Source organism: Methyloversatilis universalis FAM5 (assembly GCF_000214035.2).
In the GTDB taxonomy this organism is placed as follows: Bacteria; Pseudomonadota; Gammaproteobacteria; order Burkholderiales; family Rhodocyclaceae; genus Methyloversatilis; species Methyloversatilis universalis.
On record NZ_AFHG01000053.1, the window covers coordinates 205,365 to 225,410 of the forward strand.

Genomic DNA, 20,046 nt, shown 5'->3' on the forward strand with positions numbered 1-20,046 from the left:
CGAGCGCCTGTTGAAGAAATCGAGGTTGCCGACACGTCGCCCGGCATGAAAAGTGGAAGCGGTTGTTCAATGCGCGGACCGGCGCGCAGAACCAGCATCAGATCGGCAACCATCTCATCATATTCATCAATCGCGCGATGAACCGGGTGAACTGCGATCGTGATCCAGCGACGTTCGCTTGGCGGCGCGACGAACTCAGTGTCGTCCTTGCCTTCTCCGGCTTGTACGTGCACGACGACGGCAAGGTCGCGCACCTAGACAAGGCCACGACGCTCGATGCTGCGCGTGCACGAGCTGGACGATTCAAGGCCGCGCTGGAAAGCCGCGTCGTCCGCTTCGAAATGCTGAACTATTGCCGCGCCGAGCTGCTGGACGAAAACTACTTTCATGCCGTGTTCGAGGCAACGAAGGGCGTTGCGGAGCGGATTCGCCTGCTGTCGGGCCTGAACGGCGATGGCGCTGACCTGGTGAACAAGGCATTCGCGGGCCAGCAGCCCGCTCTCGCCTTGGGACCACTCAACACGGAGTCCGAGAAGAGCGAGCAGAAGGGCTTTGCCAACCTGCTGATCGGCCTGTTCGGCGCCCGCTGGCCCATGCGCCCAAGACGAATCGGCCCATGTCCGAACAGGACGCACAGGACATCCTGACGCTGGTATCGCTGATTCACCGCAAGCTGGATCGCACCACGAAACTAGCGGCCATATCGCCATAAGGAAAGGACGGGAATGGACGAGGCGATCGTTGTCTTCTCTCGAAAAGGGATTTTCCGGACAACGATCGCCGCGCGCGACGTTCGCAGCCGTGAACATGCGCGCAAGCTGTGGCCCCTCGTGTCTCCCGGCGCATCGCGGCAGATGGTGACATGGGTCAGCCCCTCCTTTGAAAGCGGGAAGCTACGTCGGCGATCCCATTTCCGCGTGCTTCCAACCCAGCATACCTTCAACCCCAAAGCGCACTTCGACGATGAAGAAGCCAGCCGGTGGCGCGCCGTACAGGAAAGCCCTGAACACCGGCGGGCGAAGGAACTTGTCGCGGCCGAACTCTCCCGGCGCTTGAACGCCGGGCTCGCGATGCCCTGGGCGTTCAAGGATGCGGATGCGTCAGACTATCCGCTGGAAGGCAATTTGTTGCTCGGCGCCGAAAAGGTAGCAACCGAGCATCCTCTTGAAACGCGATTCGGTAGCAAATTCCGGCTCGACGTTGGCGTGCTCGGCCCACCGGTCCAGGCTGAGCCGATGGTGCTGGGTGGCGTTGAAATAGAACTCGGCCACGCTTTCGACGGACGCAAAGCGCTGATCGGGAAGTCGCTAGGATTCCCGCTCATCTCCATCGACATCACCGAAATGACGCTGGACGAACTCACGCCCGAGTGGGCACAGCGGGTACTGACCGCAACCACGCGGAGCCACGAGCAAGGACGCCGGCAGACCTACATCTATCTCCACGACCTGCTGTACCCCCTCTACGCGCAATTGCCGGCGTTTCTGGATGACGAGCAACGCCATCAGTTCCTTGTGTTTGCCGACGATGAGACCTTGAACAAGTTGGTGCGCTGGATGAACCTGCTCGCCGAAAAGCTGGAGTACCCGAAGGGTACGGTCGCCGTTGCCCTGGTCAACGGCAAGAACGAGCAGTCCCGCAAGATGCTGGAACGCGCGGGGCAAGTCGTTGGCCCCGACTGGAGTGAGTTCAACGCCCAGCGATGCCTACGGCTGACCCTACCGCGTCCCAGAGGCCAGGCGGACCTCCAGGCCCATCGCTTCCACATGACGATGGCGCGCATCCTGCTGTCGCACACCGATGCGCTCGTTGGCTACAAGTATTGCAACGGCGTGGACAACAACCACCCCGAAGAGGACGTATGGGTGGCGCATCGCTGGATCGCCGATCTGAAAACCCATACCCAGCATCGCGTATTGCCGAAGCGGCTGGCCGAACCGATCAACAGGCTGATCGCCGTGGTTTCGGACTTGCATCGCAATCACGTGGCCGCCAGCCACGAGACTTGACCATCCTCTGCCGAAAGTCAGCCGATAGGCCAACATTCCAGCGGAGTTACGCGCCTATGCCTATCCGCAGAGTGCGTTGAATCTTAGTCCGCAGTCGGTTTTGCAGGCTTTTTTCTCGGGGCCGAAGAAGACAAAGACGGCAAGCACTCGAACAGGCGTTCCGCATAAACGAACCCCATCCGCCTGACTGCGCCCTGATCGAAGTACAGCAGCCAAGCAGCAAGCAAGGCCAACGAAATGAGCAACGTCAGGCCTGCGGCAAGCCCCGGATCGGCAAGTTGCATTGGGTCAAAATGGGGTGGGACTACCTGCAGAACCTTCGCAATCAGCAATCCGTAGATGATGCCCAGGATGCACGACACGATACCGACCGGCTTCATCGCCAGCATATTGCGGTGAAACCCATAGGCAATGTTCTCTTTCAGCAAGAGCTGCTTGTTGGAGCGCGTGAGTTCGCGAAGCCGCTTGGTGGCGCCAACGTAGATATCGTCCGCCTTGTCAGGGCTTGCTGACTCTTCTTCTGCCGTTGGCATGTCGATACCCAGCTTGGCCGTGATCGCCGTGTGATAACGCTGTTTGCTGACACCATCGAGAAACTTGTCGCGATGACGCAGTGCGATGGTTGTGGGCATGCCGCCCCACTTTGCAACCAGCATCTCTTCAAGCTGTTTCCCGCGCCCGCGGGCGACACTCGCCAGCGCATAGATAGCGCCGCAGCCACCAAGCAGGCCGATCACACCTGTAAGCACGGGATGCTTTGGCCCGTAGACACACAGAAGCGGCACCAGCACCGGCAGGGCCACAAGAAGTCCGGGGACCACACGCGCCTTGCGCTCGTAGGGGTCCTTGACCAGCTCAAAAAAGGTTGTCATATGAAGTCAGGCCTGTGCCGTCAAGGCATCGATATAGGGTTGGATTTCATCGCGATTTTTCAGCGTGATCTGCTGCGCAAGAGGGTCTGGCGCTTCCTTGGTATGCAAGCCCAGACGCCTCAGCGTGTAGTACAGAAACGCTTGGCGGCATGGAAGTTTGACCTGTCCGTATTCCATGCCGTAATCCAGCTCCAAGACTCGCTTCTTGGCCGGGGGCAAATCAGGGTGCGGCGCAAGGACCAGCATCAGCACAGTATGCCAATGCGCATCCTGGCTGAAGTCAACTTGGCTCAGCTCGAAACCGTCGATGCGCAGAATTCGGGCGAGAACGAAATCGCTGAAGCGCTGGCGCTTGTGGCAAAACGCTCGCACGTGCCAGCGAAAACCGTCGTTGCCAAGGGCGTGCGGTGACAGCAAGCGAATCGATTCGTCCAGGGACGTCATGGACTGGTAGCTCACCCGAATGGCTTCCCGCTGCCGGATTGCCCGAACCACCGCTTCGACAGTCTGCTCATTGATCGTGCGCCAAGGGGAAGGTGCCCAATCCGTCTCTGGCGCAGAACCGATGAAGCTGGCAGCCGGCTCGACAACACCCATCTTGGTTGCAAGCAACTCTGCCAGATAGCGCTGTGCCGAGCTTCGTTGATACAGCGGCTGGAAGCCCGGCGCTGCCGTGTAGGTCCTGGAGCTGCGGTCGTAGACCAAATTGCCCGGCGCCAACTCTGTGTATTTGGCAATGTCCAGTGAAGCCTGGGGAACAGAGATGCCGAAGTGCTCAGTGAGATCCATTCGATTGATGCGCCGCTCCCAGCGCAAACGAAAATCGATGAATTGAAGTCTGCTCTCCAGCCCCCAACTTAATCCCTTGGGTTCAGCGGGCTCAGCGGCAGTAACAGGGGGCTCTTGCATCAATAGCGCCTAAAAAGTAGACGGGCGTAAAAAATAGTCGTACATTAACTATACGCGATCATCCTTCGGTCGTCTACCCGGAGACCCTCATGCCCACCACCATCACGTTTTTCCCCGTTGATAACGGGGACATGACGCTCATCAAGTTCGGCGACCTCGACGCGACGACGCTGCTGATCGACATCAACATCCGGCAGGACGCCGACGACCCCGGAAAGGACGTGCGCGACGTTGCCAAGGACTTGCGCGAACGGCTGAAGAAGGATGAGAACGGTAGGCCGTATGTCGATGCCTTCCTGTTGAGCCACCCGGATCAGGATCATTGCCGCGGCCTGACGCGGCATTTCTACCTGGGGCCGCTCGACAAGTACCCGGATGACAAGAAGGACGACAAGGACAAGAAGATCGTGATCCGCGAGATGTGGTCGTCCCCGATCGTGTTTCGACGCACCAGCAAGACTCATACCTTGAGCGACGACGCCAAGGCCTTCAACACCGAGGCACGCCGGCGCGTGCAACTGAACCGGGACAAGAACTTTGCCGTCGGGAACGGTGACCGCATCCAGATCATGGGCGAGGACATCGACGGAAAAACCGACGATCTCACCTCGATCGTGCGGAAGGTGGACACGTGCTTCTCGACGATCAATGGCAAGAGTTCGGCATTCTTCTCCGCGCTTCTTTTGGCTCCCCTGGATGCCCAGGACGACGAAGAAGAGGAAGAGTGCCTGGTCAAGAACCAGTCCAGCGTGATCCTGAACATCACATTGGCCGCCGATGCGCAGACGCCGGATGGCGCGAAATTCCTGACTGGTGGCGATGCCGAGGTATTCATCTGGAACCGCCAGTGGCAGCGCCACAAGACTGAAGCCGATGTGCTTGAGTACGACATCATGCAGGCACCGCATCACTGCTCCTGGCATTCGCTGTCCTATGACAGTTGGTCCGATTTCGGCGAGAAGGCCAAACTCGACGCCGATGCCCGCAAGGCACTTTCGCAGACCCGTGATGGTGCCGTTATCGTCGCCAGCTGCAAGCCGATCGCAGACGATGACAGCGATCCACCCTGCATCCGCGCGAAGCGTGAGTACGTGGCGATCGTGAACGACGCAAAAGGCGAGTTCTACTGCACGGGCGAATATCCGAGCGAAAAATCCGTGGAGCCCCTCGTTTTCACCGTCACCGCTCAGGGTGTGCAGCCTCCTTCGAAGAAGGAAGCCGGATCGAAGGCCGCCGCCGTGATCACCTCTGCGCGCACGCCCATGCCGCACGGGGCATCATGACGGACCGCATCGCGGACGCACTGCATCAACTTCAGCGGCATCGGGGCCTTGTCCGCGTTGGCGAGCCAACGGCATTGGGCGCGTTGACGCAGATTGAAGTCGATGTTGCCGTTGAATTGCCAAGCAGGTCTCGGCGCAGAGGGGTATCCGAGACCGGAGTACGCTCGGTCGAAACATGCGTTCTGGTGTTCGGCGCTGAATGGCCCCTGTCCGCGCCCAAGCCATTCTTGCGAGCGGACTTCCCGCTCAACTTGCCGCATATCAACCCTCATCGCGAGGGCGAATTGGTCTCGCCTTGCCTGTTCGAGGGATCGCTCAACGAACTGCTGCATCGGTTTGGCCTAGACGCCATTGTCGATCAGTTGATCGATTGGCTGCACAAGGCCGCAGCGGGCACGTTGCTGGACCTTGAACAGGGGTGGGAGCCGACGCGACGAGACAGCTGTCCTTCGACCGTGGTATTCAGTGCCGAGAAGGTTGCGGCCACAGCTCCCGCTGACGGCACCATTCTGGTAGTCCCCGCAGGCTACGTGACGATTGATGGCGGTCTATACGCCATCGTCAATGCCGAATTGACCCCGCAAGTCGATCCTGTGTTTTACCAGGAGACTCACAACGACAAATTGGGCAAATGGGCAAACGGCCACACCGCCGCCTTCATTGCCCGGGCTACCATGACCGGAGGCCACCCGCATGTGGTCGGACACTACCAACCGGAGACGGTTGTCGATCTTGCGACGCTGCTTGATCGAGCAGCAGAACTCGGCATTGATCGTGACGCTTTGGCCCAAGGCTTGGATGGTTACTACAGACACTCGATCCTGGATATTCAGCAGGACTCGCGCGGCTGGGTGCACGGCTTTTACGCGATTGTGATTCTGACTGTACAAAGGCCAGCGTCGCTTGTGGGTTCACCAGGGAGAAGTGTCGAGCTATTGCCCTACGTGGTGCGCTATGAACTCAATGCTCAAGCACTCCTGGAGCGAAACGCCACGGTTCACCCGGCTTTTCACGCGCATGCGTTGTCTCCCGAGTTGCTAGCAAGGACATCTGGCATTACATCAGCAGCCACATCGCAGCCTCTGGTCATACTCGGCTGCGGAAGTGTGGGATCGAAAATCGCGATGCAACTGGGGCGAGCAGGCTTCGGCTCAATGACCTTCGTCGACAACGAGTCCATGTCGCCTCATAACGCGGCGCGGCATGCACTCATTGAGCGTGCATCAGTACTGGTCCCACCTCGGAAGTCGGCGCTGATGAAGACGGCCTTTGAGGAGCTGTCACATCTTCAATCGCGCGCGTTCGACATCGACGCTGTGACCCTCCTGGTGGATCCGGCACAGTTCGCCACAACCGTTCCGCAGGATGCAGCCATCATAGTGGACGCAACGGCATCACTTCAGGTGCTAGCCGCAGAAACACAATCAGCAGCACTGAACCAGTCTCCTGCCCGTCTGGTACGGATCGCGATGTATGGTCAGGGCCGCTGTGTCGCGGTTTTGCTGGAAGGACCTGGTCGCGCCGGACGGGTTGACGACCTCACGGCATTCTTGTTCGAGTGCTGCCGGTTTGTGCCGGAACTGCGCGCGTCGATTGCCGGTGATACGTCTGAGCCCACCCGCATTTTCGTAGGTGACAACTGCCGTTCACTGACGATGCCAATGTCTGATGCCGTTGTTTCTCGTTCTGCGTCACTGGCAGGCCTGCAACTGGAACGTTGGCTCGTTGGCGGGCTTCCGAAGGAAGCGACGCTTTGCGCGGGGATCTCGGATGCCGAAGGCCTGGGCATGGCATGGACCCGCGCCGGCCTTGGCCCAACCACTGTGCTCGAAGTAGTAGACGATGGTGGCTGGAACATTCGGATTCTGCACCCGGTCGTGCAAACAATCCATGCCGATGCGTTGCGCTGGGGCGCTTTGGAAACAGGCGGAGCCTTGGTCGGCCGCATCTCGTTTGAAAATCGAACCATCACCATTACGGGCACCGTGGACGCGCCGCCTGACAGCATTCGAGGGGCCGCCCGCTTCGTCCTCGGAACGGATGGACTTGTTCAGAATTTGCGCACGGCAAATGGAAACTCTTTGGGGTATCTCACCTTCATCGGAACTTGGCACAGCCACCCGAAAGGCGGCCCACACTCGGGCATAGACCGAAACACATTGCGCAACATCGCCGAGGATGCCGGCGGCCTTCCCGCCGTGTCGTTGGTTTGGACTCCGACAGGACTCACGTGTGCTGTGGATCGCTGGTAGGGGCAAAGCCACCAGCACTTTATTGGCATAAAGCGAGGGAGATGTATGGCTGACTACTTCGAGATCGATTTTCTTGGCGTCGAAACAGCAAAAAGTGGGGGTGCGATCCCGCTGCACTATTCGGTGAATGGTACCGAAGGCGTGCACGTCGTTGACGGTGGATATCTGGATACGGGAGATCAGATTGTCGAGCACCTGAAGTGACACCAATACTCACGTATGGCATGGTGACGAAAGCACATCCTTGAGAGCATGCCATGAGAGCTTACTTTGCCTTTGAGCAACTCATCCCCTCTGGCGAGCTCAAGCAATTTGTCTTCCAACTCAATGACGCGGCGAAGATCGAAGAGGCCCGGAGAATTTTGGCTTCAGGAAATCAACTTAAGGCGCACGTGCAAGGGAAGGTCGTACCTAGACCAGCCGACTATAATCCTGGCTGGTCATTTCACTTGGATCCCGAGACCATCGGTTTTTTCGAGTTCCAGATCGAAGTGTGTGATGCCAACGTTGCTTACGTAGAGGAGCACCTAGACGAAGTTGGAGGCGCCTTTTTGCCGAACAGCTTTTGGTGCCCATGGAGTTCGCGCCTGTCCAAAGAAGTCAGCTGCTAGCGCCTTGAGGCCGCCAACGGGCTCCTGACACGATGCTCAAAAACAGCCAGGAGCGCTTGGCTAGATCTCTTGACGGCGCAAACGGGATAATCAGCTCACGCGAGCGCGCTCAAGCTCATCCGCGCTCAGGCTCACTAACCACGTAGGCTTGCGGCCGGCGGCCCCGACCTCTTTCACTTCCCCTGTTTCCGGATTGCGATACTTACCCGGTGCAATCTTTACCTTCACGGCACTAGTCGCGCGAGCCGCGCGGCGAAGGTTGCCACCGAGGCCCAGATCCGCAGCTGAGAGGTTGTACTTCTTTATCTTTGCCTTGACGTCGGCGATTACTGTATCAAGTTCGCTCTTGCGGACGGCTTCAGCTTGCTGCTGCAGTTCGGATATTTTGGCAATCAGCTCTTCGTAGGTTTGCCCAGACATTGAGGCCTCCTCTTTATTGAAAACGGCAATGATACCGAGAAGTTCGTACAACGTCGGACATTAAAGTCCGTTGCCTCTTGTACCAGCACGAGATCGCCCTGAGTCCCCAAACACACTAACTCAATGAACAATTTGGCCGTGGGGAGGAGACTCCACGGACGAATTGGCAGGGGCGGCAATCGACTCCCATGTTCGCATTGACCGCACCCTGATCACCTTGACGGACGGGGTCAACGGCTTCTAGCGCACGGCGACGCCCCTCAGCCATTGCGCACCGAACGAGATGCGATATACTTTTTATGCCTTAGACGCGGCTTCCTCATCCGCCATGGAAGGCAGCCCTCCGCGCTGCAGCGTCTTTCAGTAGTTTTGCTTCGTGCACCATGGACCCTGTCGCCATGGATCGGTAGCGGATGTCGGTCTGGCAATAGGAAACTGCCATGTCTGCAAACCTGCCTACCTCTTCAGGCGCCAAAATCCCCTCTCCCCGCCGCCTCAAGAACGAGGCTAAGAAGCTTCGACGCCAAGATGGAGCGTTAACCCAGCTCGCAGCACTCGATCTGGCTGCAACTGCTCGTGGTTGGCCCTCATACAAGGCTTTCGAGCGGGAGTGGCGTAAGCAGCCATCAATAGATCGGCGCCACTTTCTGGTAACTCTCTCAGCACAGTGGTCAGACCGACTGAACAGCGCGCGAGGAACGATGCAAGCGCATGTTCAGCTGAGCGAACCTTGGTGGAACTTCCTCTCCCTTGCCGAGCGCCGCCAGATAGGTACGCTCAGCGACTTTCACATCGTTCGAGCAGATCGATCGCGCCTTGCTGCCACTGATGAATACACGTCTTGGATGTCGTGCGCTCACAATCTGAGTAAAGCGGCACGAAAGCTGGTTTTCATCGACGTAATGCGAGTTTTGGCCGCTTCACAATCCAAAGCGATCGCCGCATTTCAAGGTGACCCTCACCGCATGCTGAGCTCCCAATACCCAAATCGAGACCACGAGACTCTGTGGTGGGACCCAGCGACGGGCTTTCATTTCATATTGAACGAACCCTACCAAATCGACCCCGACAAACAAAATAGAGTCTTGGCCGCTCGCGAGATGGTGGCACACACAACTCGCGAATGGACGATCCATAATCCGTCTGGAACGTTGGCCCAATTGATTGCGCCGATGCGCAATGAACCAGAGTTAATGGTTTTTGTCCAGCGCAGCAACGCCTTACCTGCCCGATTTAGGCAGATAGTCTTTACGGATAACGAAGGGCACCAGTTCGATATCTTCACGTAGTTATGCAAGGCTAGCTCGTGAGGCGCCGTAGCAGCAACCATCTGCTGATAGGCGCTCACCGTCGCGCCCCCCCTGAACACGCCAAGCCAACGGCGTCGTTCAGGATCACACCCCAACGCTGGCCATAATCGCCCCTCAGTGTCGTTCTCAACCCTGATAGCCCGTCCGCCGCTGTCCGTCACAATAAACCCATCCATGCAATTCTCGTGGAACGAACCTTGCCGGAAGTAAGTCTATTATCTGGATTACGCTGAGTGAATACCGCATATAGTTCAATTTTAACCCCTACTCAAATTCTGCGAAATTGAACACATTATCCTTCTCGACAAAGGCGCCGAGGGCTCATTTAAAAGCTCACTCCCAACAGCCGCCGAAACACCCCAATTGACGTCGCGAAAAATACTCTTTAGCCCCCCCCAACAACGAATTACTCTGAGATCAGATCAATATTCGCCAACTATTTTTTTGCGACAAGACGCCGAAGAAGAGGTTTACAACCCTCTAAAACGATGATCTACTTCCGCCATCGAGAGGGCGACATGGCGATCCGAAACGTACTTTTAGACCGATTCTTCGCGAGCCACGAGGAGCTCCTTGGGCATGCTAAGGACGTTCAGGATCAGGAATTCTCTTGGTCCCTGTCGTTCTCTATTGAATTCCTTCCTGGACACATCTCCCTTGTCTTCAAGGCATTGAGTGAGTTCAAAGCTATCGTCGGCGAGAAGCGCCTTGCAGACGACTCCGCATTCTTTTTGTGGGCAGACGCCGCGCACGGCCCCACTGTCTTCATGTTCGCGAATGGCTTGGACCGAGCCCGTCGAACGGCACTCATGGAAAGATGCAAGGAACTTCGGATGGAAGCGGCGTATCGCTGCAAAGCGTGCGGCCGTCATCTGGATGAGATGTTCGACGGTTTCTGCCCTCCCCATTCCCGTCTTCACCGCTGGAAAGTGGAGAGATGGTATGCAGGCCCACACCAAGCTTCGCCTGAAGGCCAGAGTTCTTCTCCCAGCCATCAAGAATCAATCCTTGAAAGCGCGCCGTCTCGGATCGAGCCGGAGGAGTCAAGCTCCGAGCCGACGGCACTTGCCAGCCCTGAAGCGGCCAAAATGTGCGCCGAAGGCGGCACTTCGCCCGATATGGGACTGGTTGTTGAAATGTGGCATGAGCAGTCCGTCAGCCTGCTGAGATCTCAACTTCCCGGCATGGATGTGGACTCGAGAGCCCGCGTTCGGGGCTACATTGATCGCATCGCATCACAGAAACCAAAGAAGCCGCTCCGAATGTTTTCGGGCGTAACTCAAGGGCTTTTTGATGATTTGAGAATGCTTTTTCCGAACTTCGCCTCCGTAATCGATTACGTCGAGGGCCAATGTGCACTTTCATTGGCAACCGGCAGGGAACTCGCCTTTGATCCGATTCTTATTCACGGAAAGCCCGGCCACGGGAAGAGCATCTTTATGCAGCACTTGGCCGCGGGGCTGAACCTGACACCCGTGCTGTTGGTGGACATGTCGTCAGCACAATGTGGCGCATCCCTTAGCGGAAGCGAACAGTACTGGGCCAATTCAAGTCCCGGCCAGTTCTTCTGGCACGTAGTCTGCGGCGAGGTCGCCAATCCGGTTGTGGTCCTCGAAGAGATTGACAAGGTCGATCACCAACTGGGTTCACGCAATGCTACGTCGCCCCTGAGCGCCCTCCACCGACTGCTGGAACGCCATAGCGCTTCCCGGTTCTTTGATCTCGCTTTGCCCGAGTTTAATCTGGATGTAAGCCGTGTTATCTGGCTCGCAACCTGCAACGTCATCGAACGCGTTCCGGACGCTATCAAGCAGCGGTTTCTGGCCTTTGAGATTCCCAAACCCGATGAGAAACAGGCCAGACACATTGCGATATCCGTGTTCACCCACCTGCGTCATGAACGAGGCTGGACTCATTTTCTCGACGGAAATCTCAGTGACGAGGCGCTGCGGATCCTCTCTGTGATGCCTCCGCGCGAGATGCGAAAGCGCCTTACTGCTGGCGCTGGCCGAGCGCTTCTCGCGGGTCGGCGGTCTCTGGTCGCGGAAGACCTCCTCGGCGTCGCTCCTCTTGAGCACGGCGTGCAGCTCGTTCTTCACTGATCAAAATGACGCTGCAGCTGATCAGAGAACTGGTGGCCCGATATCCCTTGTTTCTGCGCAAGCTGAGAGCGCGAACGGAGTACGAATGGCGCTGGCAGTTTCTATGCGAGGACGGCTGGTTTGATCTGCTGGACACGGCATGCATCGGCATCGAGTCCGAATGCCGTTACGCCCTTGAGAAGCAGGGCCAGTCGATCCCGAACCTTCCTTACTTTGCAGGAGCGATGCGGACGCATTGGGAACTGGTCCTTAAGGTCCGAAACAGCACAGAAAACAGCCGATGCGTGACCGAAATCGTCCGGTCAGCGGCCCACAGCATCTGTGAGCGATGTGGCGCTCACACCTCGGATTACTCAGTTCGTCGGTCCTCGTTTTGTGAAGACTGCACACAGAGGCGGAGCGATGGTCGCTGAGGCTCCGGCGCACTTGGCCGCCCCCTGTTCAATACCCGAGAGCACGCATCAGAGATTGTCCGTCATGGGATCACGAACCCTCTTCCTGCTTGGGGACGTCCACGGTCGCTTCGATCACGTCCTCCACGAGGCGCTCTCCCGCCTTCCAGCTGGCGTTGTGTTCTTGGGGGACATCGAGCCGCCGCGCAGCAGGCGCGAGTTGATCGCCCTGTGCGTGGCGTCACTGGTTGTGGCCGTGACTCACAAAACCAAGGCCACAACTTTGAGCAATCCGTCTCTGCCGTCGATCGACTAGCGCGGAGTCGAAGAGGAAGTAGCAGCCGGCTTCTTGCTCGTGGCGGCGCACTGTTCCTTCAGCTTCTTCACTTCGGGGTACGCCACATCGCTTATGTATCGCTTCGTGTCGGCCAACTGCTCGCATGTCTTCGGCACGGCTTTCTCATCGTCGTCATGCGCACCTGCTTGGGTCATCACAAGCGTTGAGGCAAGCGAAGCGCTTATGATGGCTGCAATCAAGAACGGGCGAACTTTTATATCACTATCTCCTGGGGTAAAGCCCTGCCAAAGCGGCAGAACGGAAAACTTCGGTTTCATTTCGAACCAATGACATAACAATAGAACTAAAATGAAAAGACATTGGTCTGTGTCAGCTTGATTGATTACAGGACGTGCTTCATCTCCCCGTACTGGCCTCGAGTACGAACGATCACCGTGACATCGGCGTCACCACGGTTTCGCCAGAACCAGTGTGGTTGCCGCTAAAAGCGGCCTGAATCACGCCATCTCCTGCAGGCGCAGCACGTCCCTTCTTGTAGCTAACAGACTGGCCATCGCCATCGCCGTGGGTATCAAAATTCACCACGCCGCCTTCGGAAACCCAGTCGAATTCGGCTTGCTCGCCAACCTTCATACTCGACTTCACCTCGGCGCCTTGGCCGGGCTTTATCACGACACGCATTTCATCGCGCCAAGCCGAATCGTTCGCTACCGGTGTACCACTTTGTACCTGCGCTGGCATTGCGGAACCGGCGTTCCCTTTCGTCGCAACCTTTTCGGCATCCAAAGCAGCGTCAGCAGAGGCTTCTTCGGCCAACTGCGTCTTGATTTCTCCCATTTCCGTCAAGCCCAGAGCGCGTCCAATCCCGGTCGGGACGATCGCATACTCTGAGGGAAGGACAATGGCGATCAAAATGGCCATAGTAGCGATGAATGCAATCGACGTCGAGCGAAGCAGTTGTTTAGATGTGGGAAGGTCGTCGAGCGTCGGCTTGGTTGCGTTGTACATAAGATTTTCTCGGTGTGTGAATCAGAAAAAATAACCAGTGAGTTGATAGCCGACAAGAATGAAACAGGCACTTATCATAGCTACGTTTGCGGCGTACGCATGGCGCCAATAACCAGCTGTTCGGCGCCAATAGCTCATCGCAATCAAAATGGTGCCAAGCGCAAGCAACTGTCCGATTTCAACGCCTAGATTGAATGCCAGCAAGTTGGGGGTCAGGCCGTCAGGCGAAATGTTGTACTCGATGATCTTTGTGGACAGACCAAACCCATGGAAGAGTCCAAATACAACTGTTGCGATTTTCGTGTTGGGCTGAAAACCGAGCCAACGCCAAAGCGCCCCAACATTGTCGAGCGCCTTGTAAACCACCGAAAGGCCGATGATTGCATCAATTATGTAGCCATTTATCCGACATTGAAGTACACACCTAGAAACATCGTTGTCGAATGGCCAACAGCGAACAGCGTCATACACAAGGCAATGGGCTTCATCCGGTACAGGAAGAAAATCACCCCAAGCAAAAACAGGATATGGTCATATCCTGTAGCCATGTGCTTCGCCCCTCAAATACATAAAATGGATGATATTTACGCCAGATATCTCTTGAATGTAGCCCTTGTCGCCCTCGGCCACAGCATGGGCGTGCACCTGACTTGCGCACGCGAACGACAAGAGAAGCGTCGCTATGAGAAAGAGTGAAACTCGTTGCCAGGTTAGCCGATAGCAGCCCGGAATTACGCCAACAAATCTTTGATGCATGAACGCCATATACCCCCCTGAAATTTCCCTGCGTTCTCCGCGCTTTCTAAATCGAACGACAGCGCCCTTCAAGCCGGCTTTTACTGATCACCATCATCCTCAAGTGCGTGAAAGATTGAATATGCAGATCGTTCGCCACCATAGCAACGCCCAATCAACTCCCATCAAATCCGCCATCCGACCCACATTTACGACCCACCAATCAAAACCATCTACGATCACAACGGAAACTTGAAAACCCCCACAAGAAAATTTCATCCAAAACCTCAACCTCATTCTTTCTGACAGTCCTTTTTGCCTCTTGACTGACTGTTCTGCACGGCCTCCTCGATTATTTTCCGTTTCTTGCGTTCGCTGCGCATTTGCGTAACATCTAGAAATATATACAGAACAAGCATGAGTGCACCACCGCCTCCGAGAATCCAGAAGAAGTAATCGTGCAGCAAGGATAGCAGTACCAAATCACCCTTCATATCAGTCAGCGGTCTTTGCAAGGAGGAATTGGTTCATTGGCTTAGCGACTCAGTTACCGCTTGTCGGCCATCTCAGATGCAATTCATCGATGGCATAGGCGTGCTTGTGTCGGCCTGCACCGTGGGGCTCACCTGTCTCGAGATGAGCAAGACTGGCATCGTCGTCACCATGGGAATGCACCAATTCCTCCGCGTCATTGGCAGACCATAGCACCCATGCGCTCAACGTACCCAGAAGTGCGACGACCGCCAGTACTCCAAATGCCGCCGGCAGCCCCGCCGCTATCCCGATTTGTCCTGCCAATGGATAGGTCAGTAACCAGCAAAGGTGCGAGAGTGAAAACTGAGCTGCAAACACTGCAGATCGATCATCCGCAGTGGCGAAGCGACGTAGCAGGCAGCCACTTGGCGTTTGCGTCATTGAATAGCCAACGCCAATTACAAACAGCGTCAGGAGAAAGAACGGCCACTCTGTGGCTTGCCCAAAAAGGCCTACAGCAGCCCCCACCGCCAGGCCCACTGTCATGATGGTCGCCCCCAGAAGCATGGGGCGACGATCAGACATGCGGTCCAGAGATATCGGGAGCCAGCAACGCCACAACCATCGATCCAAACCCAAAGCACGCTAGGGCCAGCGGAACATCGCCACTCTCACGCCCGAGCCTCGTCTGCACGTAGACCACCGTGTTGACGATCACCATTGAACTCGCAGCGGCAGCGGCTAGATTCAACCGTGGGGTACGCAGATAGATTGACATGCCACGGAACGTTTTCTCATAAACGGTTCCGGTGCGCTCCTTGGCCTCCGACAGGGGCAGCACGACGGATAGAACGAGCAACGCAGAGATCAGGAATCCCAGCGACGTGAATGCAAACAACCAGTGGAAGCTGATCACTGTCAGGAGCGCTGCAGCAATCATTGGACTGAGCAGGCTTTCCATGTCATAGGCCATGCGAGAGAGGGACAGTGCGCGGGTATAGTCCTTTTCGTTTGGCAGAACATCCGGGATGGTTGCCTGGAACGCTGGTGTAAAGGCGGCAGAGCAGCACTGCAGGACAAAGCTGACACATCGGCTCGACCCCGTGGCTGTCGCAGTACTCATCGACCAGCCCGTAAATCACTTCAAACGGCAGTCGAGCTCCGCCTGGGCGAAAAACGCGCTGGCAAGCTTCAGGATCTCGTTGGCGCGGCGCAGCTCCTTGACCTCGCGCTCCAGATCCTTGATGCGCTGCGCATCCGGCGTCTTCACGCCAGGACGTGCCCCCGCGTCGACTTCCGCCTGCTTGACCCAATCGAGCAGTGCCTGCGGCACGCATCTGATCTTCGGTGCGATCGATTCGATCGTTGCCCACAGCGACGGGTACTCCCTGCGGTGCTCCTGCACCAGTCGCACAGCTCGCTCGCTAACCTCAGGTGAGAACTTCGATGACTTCTTGATGGCTCCATCTTCTCAAGACTTGGAGCCTCCACAAAACCCGGGGCGGTTCACATCACTGGAATAAGCTCACCGTTCTCTGTAACCCAGCAAACGAAGCGCATTAAACACCACGAGCAGCGTTGAACCTTCGTGGATGGCGACTGCTGGGCCGATGCCGAGACCAAATATGGTCGCCGGAACAAGTAATGCCACCACTCCGAGACTGACGAAAACGTTTTGCCGAATAACGGCTCGTGTACGCCAACTCAGCGCCACCGCAAATGGTAAGCGGCGAAGGTCATCAGTCATCAATGCAACGTCCGCTGTTTCCAGAGCGACATCAGATCCGGCAGCGCCCATCGCGATTCCAACAGTTGCATTCGCCATAGCTGGAGCATCATTCACTCCATCACCGACCATGGCAACCTTGGCCCGCTCCTTGAGCTCTTTGATCGCTTTGACTTTGTCATCAGGCATGAGACCTCCCCATGCCTCATCCAACCCAACCTCTTTAGCCACCGCTGTTGCAACGACTGGGTGATCACCGGAGATCATGATCATGCGACTAACGCCCAGCTCCCGCAGTTGCTGCAGAACCTCCCGGACACGAGGACGGGGTGTGTCCATCATGCCGATGACCCCGAGATCACGGTTACCTAAGCGTACAGCCATGGTTGTATGACCTGCGTCGCTTAGCCGTGCTATGGCCGACGCCGTAAATTCCCCAAGATCTGGAATGCCGTCGGCACCGAACATTCCCTCTTTACCAACCCATGCCTGGCTACCATTCACCTTTGCAACGACGCCGCGGCCAGTCAGACTTCGAAGATCTGTCGCCGTTGGTATTGATTGCCCTTCCAGACGTTGGCGTCCGTCGCGAGCCAGAGCGAGCGCTAACGGATGATCACTCAAGCTCTCCACCGCCACGGCTATTGATAGCAACTCATCCGACGAAACACCCGGAGCCGGAACGACCTCGGTGATGTGGGGTTTGCCTTCAGTCAGTGTTCCGGTCTTATCGAAGGCCATGGCGCGCAAGGAACCAAGCTCTTCCAGCGGGGCACCGCCTTTCACCAGCACGCCTCCTCTCGCCGCACGCGCAACGCCAGATAACACCGCGCTCGGCGTAGCAATCGCCAATGCACACGGGCTGGCCGCAACGAGAACAGCCATCGCCCGGTAGAAGCTATCACTGAACGGCTCATCAATGACAATCCAGGCAAACAGCAGCGCAAGGGCCAAGCCAAGCACGGCGGGAACGAATATGCGCTCGAACCGATCAGTGAAACGCTGCGTTGGGGATTTGCGGGATTCGGCCTCGCTCACCATCTTCACAATCTTGGCCAAGGCTGAGTTACCCGAGGTTCGTGTGACCTCGATCTCGATCGCACTTGCGCCGTTGATAGTCCCGGCGAATGCGCGTGAAGACGAATCCACCAGATCAGGCTTTGAGCGAGCGTTGGCGACATCTGGGACGGGGTATTTGTCGACAGGAATGCTTTCGCCGGTAACAGGCGCCTGGTTGATACTGGACATCCCCTGTACGAGGAATCCGTCTGCCGGAAGACGCTCATTGGGTCGAACGATAACAACGTCTCCCACTGCTAGATCCTCGACCGCAATCTCCGTAATCTGGCCACCGCGCCGAACGTTTGCAGTGTCTGGGGCGAGTTCTGCCAAAGCTTCGATTGCGCGCCTTGCTCGACCCATTGCGTAGTGCTCAAGGGCATGTCCGAGGCTGAACAGAAATAGCAGCAGCGCTCCTTCGGCTAGTGCGCCGAGTGGAATGGCACCGGCAGCCGCCACGAGCATCAGGGTGTCGATCTCGAATCGCTTGCGCCGAAGATTGTCTGCGGCTTCACGCAGGGTGAAGAAGCCACCAAAGAAATAAGCAACGAGGTAGAGGGCAGACGGCAGCCACGGTGGCGCATCAGCGGTCAGCTTCTCAATTCCGAACCCGATGGCAAGAAGAGCTCCGCAGGTTAGGGCGAAGATCAGCTCGGTGTTGTCCCCTAGGAACTCACCATGCTTGTGAGAATGATCATCGGGTTCAACATTGGTATCTGTCTTGACCGACGGTACTGAAGCACCCCTGACGGGATTGCCGTCTTGTCGGAGAGATACTTTCAGGGAAATTAGGGATTCCCATATCTCTGTCTCATTTGTGCGAGTGCGGTCATATTCCATTTTGATGGAACCTGCGGCGCTCACATCCACTTCCAGCACACCTGGGATTCTGCTTAGTTCATCTTCTATAGACCTAGCTCGCCGCGTATGAGTGATGCCATTCACTTGCCACACGACATGTCCATAACGCTCAGTGCATGCGGCTCCCGCCCTCAGAATCAGAGCGCGGACTCGTGCGAGTTCAATCACATCGGGGTCGTAATGGATGCAGAGTTCGGCGGCGGCAGTACCGCCTTTCGCCACTATGTGGATCCGCTCAACGCCAGGTTGGCCTTGGGCCTCTTTAATCAGACGCTCAACGCATGCATCCGCTTCATCTTGCACATCCGGCAGCACGATGGCGATATCGAGGCTCAGCTTCTCAGTCATCGTCTGAATTCCTTTTGGGATGCCGTGGAAGTATGCTCAATCTGCGAGCACGTAGCGATATTCAACAGACGAGTGACCTGGCTTAGCATGAACATAGCTAAGCCGCAGGCTTGCACCCATAGCTCTGCCTGCTCGTTCGAACAGAGCAAGTCCTCCATCCCGTTGACCTAACAGTAGATGCGGCCTCTGATGTTCAGCAGGCAGTGGGCTGCCTGGCTTCCAGATGATGACCCTCACGCCGGGATAACGTATGCGAAGGACTCCTCCCAGAACTGCGTCATCAGTGATGGTCGGCGTTTCGCCCCGATAACCACTTTTTAGCAAGGTGTCGGTCAGAGCAACTATTGGCTCATAACTCATCAGGTCGATCCCGCCATCCATTCAGGAGATGGTCTGAACGCTGCCACGGCCAGATATAGCGCGGCAAGCACACTCAGAACGACTTTGAGCCACCGGAGGCGCGCATGGCCGACGAGCTTCTTCCGACAACAGAAGAAGGCGAACGGAACTGCGAACAACAATGGCTGCAGCCAGCGTCCCTTGAAGTGCATGACCCCAAAAAAAAGAACAAGGGCCAGTAGCAATGCGGTCAGTGCCCGGAAGTACTGTTGCCAGAATGAACAGATCTGTCGGTCATAGTGGTCTCCCTCATGCCTTTTCCACACTGACCAACCAAAGAGCAACATATAAATAAGGCAAAGCACACCAACAGTTGCCCCAGTGGCGCTGACGAGGCTGCTTATACCTCGAACGATGCCGTACCCGCCAAGGGGCGTCTGACCAAGCTTTTCCATTGTTCGAGTACTCGCCAGATCCCAATGGTCAAGCAGCCACAGTCCGTGCGGTATGAGTAAGAGGTACAGCCTGGGCGTCGGCCTTTCGATCAGACGAATCAGAACGTACAACGTCGCAGCAGCAACTGCTGCCGCAAGTACGGAGTGTGTGAGGTCTCGTTGAGATTCCCATCCGATCTGAGGGATCAGAAGCAATGAGGCGGCAGCTAAGACAGCCAGCGAAGGCGGTAACCAGCGACGTGCGGCTAACCACACGAATCCATAGGTGCTTGCGAGTAAAGTATTCTTCAGCAGCGACAGTGAGAAGATCGACACACCGAACAGCTTGAACACAAGCCACTGGACCCATGTGTACAGCGGAGGCTGAGTGCCAGATCCGAGCGCCAGATCCTGCGTCCATAGCGCCTGCTCTGCTTCATGGAGTTCGAGGCCAGGGGACGCAAAAACGCGAGCGCAGACCTGCGCCCCAAAGTAGACGACGAGAAGAGCGAACGGGCCCTTGATGGCTGAGGTGATCATGCGACCGATTCTCGCAGCGCGCCCTTTTCGCGCCGTTAACGCCTGTTTAAATTGCTCTCGTTAA

General features: G+C 56.7%; 18 protein-coding genes, 2 pseudogenes and 1 other annotated feature. Of the genes and pseudogenes, 9 read left to right on the forward strand and 11 right to left on the reverse strand.

The annotated features are described in order from the left end of the window. The first annotated feature begins 62 nt into the window (after positions 1–62). Together METUNV1_RS20270 and METUNV1_RS14980 are read left to right on the forward strand one after the other, a co-directional pair. Positions 63–647, forward strand: a complete 585-nt coding sequence (locus METUNV1_RS20270) for a TIGR02391 family protein (RefSeq protein ID WP_008063221.1) — start codon at positions 63–65, stop codon at positions 645–647. Positions 648–725: 78 nt separating this feature from the next. Next, complete coding sequence (locus METUNV1_RS14980; RefSeq protein WP_043359993.1) at positions 726–2,009, forward strand: hypothetical protein; 1,284 nt, start codon at positions 726–728, stop codon at positions 2,007–2,009. Positions 2,010–2,092: 83 nt separating this feature from the next. Here METUNV1_RS14980 and METUNV1_RS14985 read toward each other — a convergent pair whose 3' ends face one another. Both METUNV1_RS14985 and METUNV1_RS14990 read right to left on the reverse strand, forming a co-directional pair. Beyond that, positions 2,093–2,881: a hypothetical protein gene (locus tag METUNV1_RS14985; RefSeq protein WP_008063229.1), complete on the reverse strand. Its 789-nt coding sequence runs from the start codon at positions 2,879–2,881 to the stop codon at positions 2,093–2,095. A 6-nt stretch (positions 2,882–2,887) separates the two neighbouring features. Further along, entirely contained in the window at positions 2,888–3,790 is a 903-nt protein-coding gene (locus tag METUNV1_RS14990) for a BrxR family helix-turn-helix transcriptional regulator (protein ID WP_008063230.1), read from the reverse strand. A gap of 89 nt (positions 3,791–3,879) precedes the next feature. On the opposite strand from METUNV1_RS14990, the gene METUNV1_RS14995 reads away from it, so the two are divergent. Genes METUNV1_RS14995 through METUNV1_RS15010 form a run of 4 tightly spaced genes read left to right on the forward strand, consistent with a single transcriptional unit; the run spans position 3,880 to position 7,936 of the window. Beyond that, positions 3,880–5,073, forward strand: a complete 1,194-nt coding sequence (locus tag METUNV1_RS14995; protein WP_008063232.1) for a ComEC/Rec2 family competence protein — start codon at positions 3,880–3,882, stop codon at positions 5,071–5,073. Next, positions 5,070–7,325 (forward strand): ThiF family adenylyltransferase, encoded by a 2,256-nt coding sequence (locus METUNV1_RS15000; protein ID WP_008063234.1) that lies wholly within the window; start codon positions 5,070–5,072, stop codon positions 7,323–7,325. Before METUNV1_RS14995 ends, METUNV1_RS15000 begins: the two co-directional genes overlap by 4 nt. Before the next feature lie 45 nt (positions 7,326–7,370). Next, positions 7,371–7,529, forward strand: coding sequence for a hypothetical protein (locus METUNV1_RS15005; protein ID WP_232416313.1), 159 nt, complete (start codon positions 7,371–7,373; stop codon positions 7,527–7,529). A gap of 53 nt (positions 7,530–7,582) precedes the next feature. After that, positions 7,583–7,936, forward strand: coding sequence for a BP74-related protein (locus METUNV1_RS15010; RefSeq protein ID WP_043359996.1), 354 nt, complete (start codon positions 7,583–7,585; stop codon positions 7,934–7,936). Positions 7,937–8,026: 90 nt separating this feature from the next. Here the strand turns inward: METUNV1_RS15010 and METUNV1_RS15015 are convergent, their stop codons facing one another. Further along, positions 8,027–8,407, reverse strand: coding sequence for an H-NS histone family protein (locus METUNV1_RS15015; RefSeq protein WP_232416312.1), 381 nt, complete (start codon positions 8,405–8,407; stop codon positions 8,027–8,029). 389 nt (positions 8,408–8,796) lie between these two features. On the opposite strand from METUNV1_RS15015, the gene METUNV1_RS15020 reads away from it, so the two are divergent. From METUNV1_RS15020 to METUNV1_RS19895, 3 genes are all read left to right on the forward strand, one after another. Continuing rightward, positions 8,797–9,645 (forward strand): hypothetical protein, encoded by an 849-nt coding sequence (locus tag METUNV1_RS15020; protein WP_139026378.1) that lies wholly within the window; start codon positions 8,797–8,799, stop codon positions 9,643–9,645. Between the two features lie 539 nt (positions 9,646–10,184). Then, a complete protein-coding gene (locus tag METUNV1_RS15025) occupies positions 10,185–11,768 on the forward strand; it encodes an AAA family ATPase (RefSeq protein ID WP_157257872.1) in 1,584 nt (527 codons plus the stop codon). 5 nt (positions 11,769–11,773) lie between these two features. Further along, positions 11,774–12,181, forward strand: a complete 408-nt coding sequence (locus tag METUNV1_RS19895; RefSeq protein WP_008063240.1) for a hypothetical protein — start codon at positions 11,774–11,776, stop codon at positions 12,179–12,181. Between the two features lie 291 nt (positions 12,182–12,472). Here the strand turns inward: METUNV1_RS19895 and METUNV1_RS15030 are convergent, their stop codons facing one another. From METUNV1_RS15030 to METUNV1_RS15065, 8 genes and pseudogenes are all read right to left on the reverse strand, one after another. After that, a complete protein-coding gene (locus METUNV1_RS15030; protein WP_232416311.1) occupies positions 12,473–12,775 on the reverse strand; it encodes a hypothetical protein in 303 nt (100 codons plus the stop codon). 112 nt (positions 12,776–12,887) lie between these two features. Then, positions 12,888–13,466 carry a hypothetical protein gene (locus METUNV1_RS15035; RefSeq protein ID WP_008063242.1) on the reverse strand — a complete coding sequence of 193 codons (579 nt, stop codon included), beginning with the start codon at positions 13,464–13,466 and terminating at the stop codon, positions 12,888–12,890. A gap of 21 nt (positions 13,467–13,487) precedes the next feature. Beyond that, a pseudogene (locus METUNV1_RS20235) lies at positions 13,488–14,014 on the reverse strand (HupE/UreJ family protein). A gap of 730 nt (positions 14,015–14,744) precedes the next feature. After that, positions 14,745–15,260, reverse strand: a complete 516-nt coding sequence (locus tag METUNV1_RS15045) for an MFS transporter (protein WP_008063245.1) — start codon at positions 15,258–15,260, stop codon at positions 14,745–14,747. Beyond that, the gene (locus METUNV1_RS15050; RefSeq protein WP_008063246.1) at positions 15,253–15,798 is read right to left on the reverse strand and encodes an MFS transporter; all 546 of its coding nucleotides are present in this window, start codon (positions 15,796–15,798) and stop codon (positions 15,253–15,255) included. The genes METUNV1_RS15045 and METUNV1_RS15050 overlap by 8 nt, the downstream gene beginning before the upstream one ends. Then, positions 15,748–15,856: a sequence feature (AL1L pseudoknot), on the reverse strand. It overlaps the preceding gene by 51 nt. Then, positions 15,755–16,134 (reverse strand): annotated as a pseudogene (locus tag METUNV1_RS15055) (transposase); the annotation flags it as partial. Its footprint overlaps the feature before it by 102 nt. The pseudogene METUNV1_RS15055 and the gene METUNV1_RS15050, both read right to left, overlap by 44 nt. A 66-nt stretch (positions 16,135–16,200) precedes the next feature. Further along, the gene (locus tag METUNV1_RS15060; protein WP_008063248.1) at positions 16,201–18,669 is read right to left on the reverse strand and encodes a heavy metal translocating P-type ATPase; all 2,469 of its coding nucleotides are present in this window, start codon (positions 18,667–18,669) and stop codon (positions 16,201–16,203) included. A 359-nt stretch (positions 18,670–19,028) separates the two neighbouring features. Beyond that, positions 19,029–19,982 (reverse strand): glycosyltransferase family 39 protein, encoded by a 954-nt coding sequence (locus tag METUNV1_RS15065; protein ID WP_008063250.1) that lies wholly within the window; start codon positions 19,980–19,982, stop codon positions 19,029–19,031. Between the last annotated feature and the right edge of the window lie 64 nt (positions 19,983–20,046).

What these genes read in the sequence shown, in the direction of transcription:
- METUNV1_RS14980 (WP_043359993.1), top strand. Translation starts at nt 726, where the DNA reads ATGGACGAGGCGATCGTTGTCTTCTCTCGAAAAGGGATTTTCCGGACA.
- METUNV1_RS14985 (WP_008063229.1), bottom strand. Translation starts at nt 2,881, where the DNA reads ATGACAACCTTTTTTGAGCTGGTCAAGGACCCCTACGAGCGCAAGGCG.
- METUNV1_RS14990 (WP_008063230.1), bottom strand. Translation starts at nt 3,790, where the DNA reads ATGCAAGAGCCCCCTGTTACTGCCGCTGAGCCCGCTGAACCCAAGGGA.
- METUNV1_RS14995 (WP_008063232.1), top strand. Translation starts at nt 3,880, where the DNA reads ATGCCCACCACCATCACGTTTTTCCCCGTTGATAACGGGGACATGACG.
- METUNV1_RS15000 (WP_008063234.1), top strand. Translation starts at nt 5,070, where the DNA reads ATGACGGACCGCATCGCGGACGCACTGCATCAACTTCAGCGGCATCGG.
- METUNV1_RS15005 (WP_232416313.1), top strand. Translation starts at nt 7,371, where the DNA reads ATGGCTGACTACTTCGAGATCGATTTTCTTGGCGTCGAAACAGCAAAA.
- METUNV1_RS15010 (WP_043359996.1), top strand. Translation starts at nt 7,583, where the DNA reads ATGAGAGCTTACTTTGCCTTTGAGCAACTCATCCCCTCTGGCGAGCTC.
- METUNV1_RS15020 (WP_139026378.1), top strand. Translation starts at nt 8,797, where the DNA reads ATGTCTGCAAACCTGCCTACCTCTTCAGGCGCCAAAATCCCCTCTCCC.
- METUNV1_RS15025 (WP_157257872.1), top strand. Translation starts at nt 10,185, where the DNA reads ATGGCGATCCGAAACGTACTTTTAGACCGATTCTTCGCGAGCCACGAG.
- METUNV1_RS19895 (WP_008063240.1), top strand. Translation starts at nt 11,774, where the DNA reads ATGACGCTGCAGCTGATCAGAGAACTGGTGGCCCGATATCCCTTGTTT.
- METUNV1_RS15030 (WP_232416311.1), bottom strand. Translation starts at nt 12,775, where the DNA reads ATGAAACCGAAGTTTTCCGTTCTGCCGCTTTGGCAGGGCTTTACCCCA.
- METUNV1_RS15035 (WP_008063242.1), bottom strand. Translation starts at nt 13,466, where the DNA reads ATGTACAACGCAACCAAGCCGACGCTCGACGACCTTCCCACATCTAAA.
- METUNV1_RS15045 (WP_008063245.1), bottom strand. Translation starts at nt 15,260, where the DNA reads ATGTCTGATCGTCGCCCCATGCTTCTGGGGGCGACCATCATGACAGTG.
- METUNV1_RS15050 (WP_008063246.1), bottom strand. Translation starts at nt 15,798, where the DNA reads ATGAGTACTGCGACAGCCACGGGGTCGAGCCGATGTGTCAGCTTTGTC.
- METUNV1_RS15060 (WP_008063248.1), bottom strand. Translation starts at nt 18,669, where the DNA reads ATGACTGAGAAGCTGAGCCTCGATATCGCCATCGTGCTGCCGGATGTG.
- METUNV1_RS15065 (WP_008063250.1), bottom strand. Translation starts at nt 19,982, where the DNA reads ATGATCACCTCAGCCATCAAGGGCCCGTTCGCTCTTCTCGTCGTCTAC.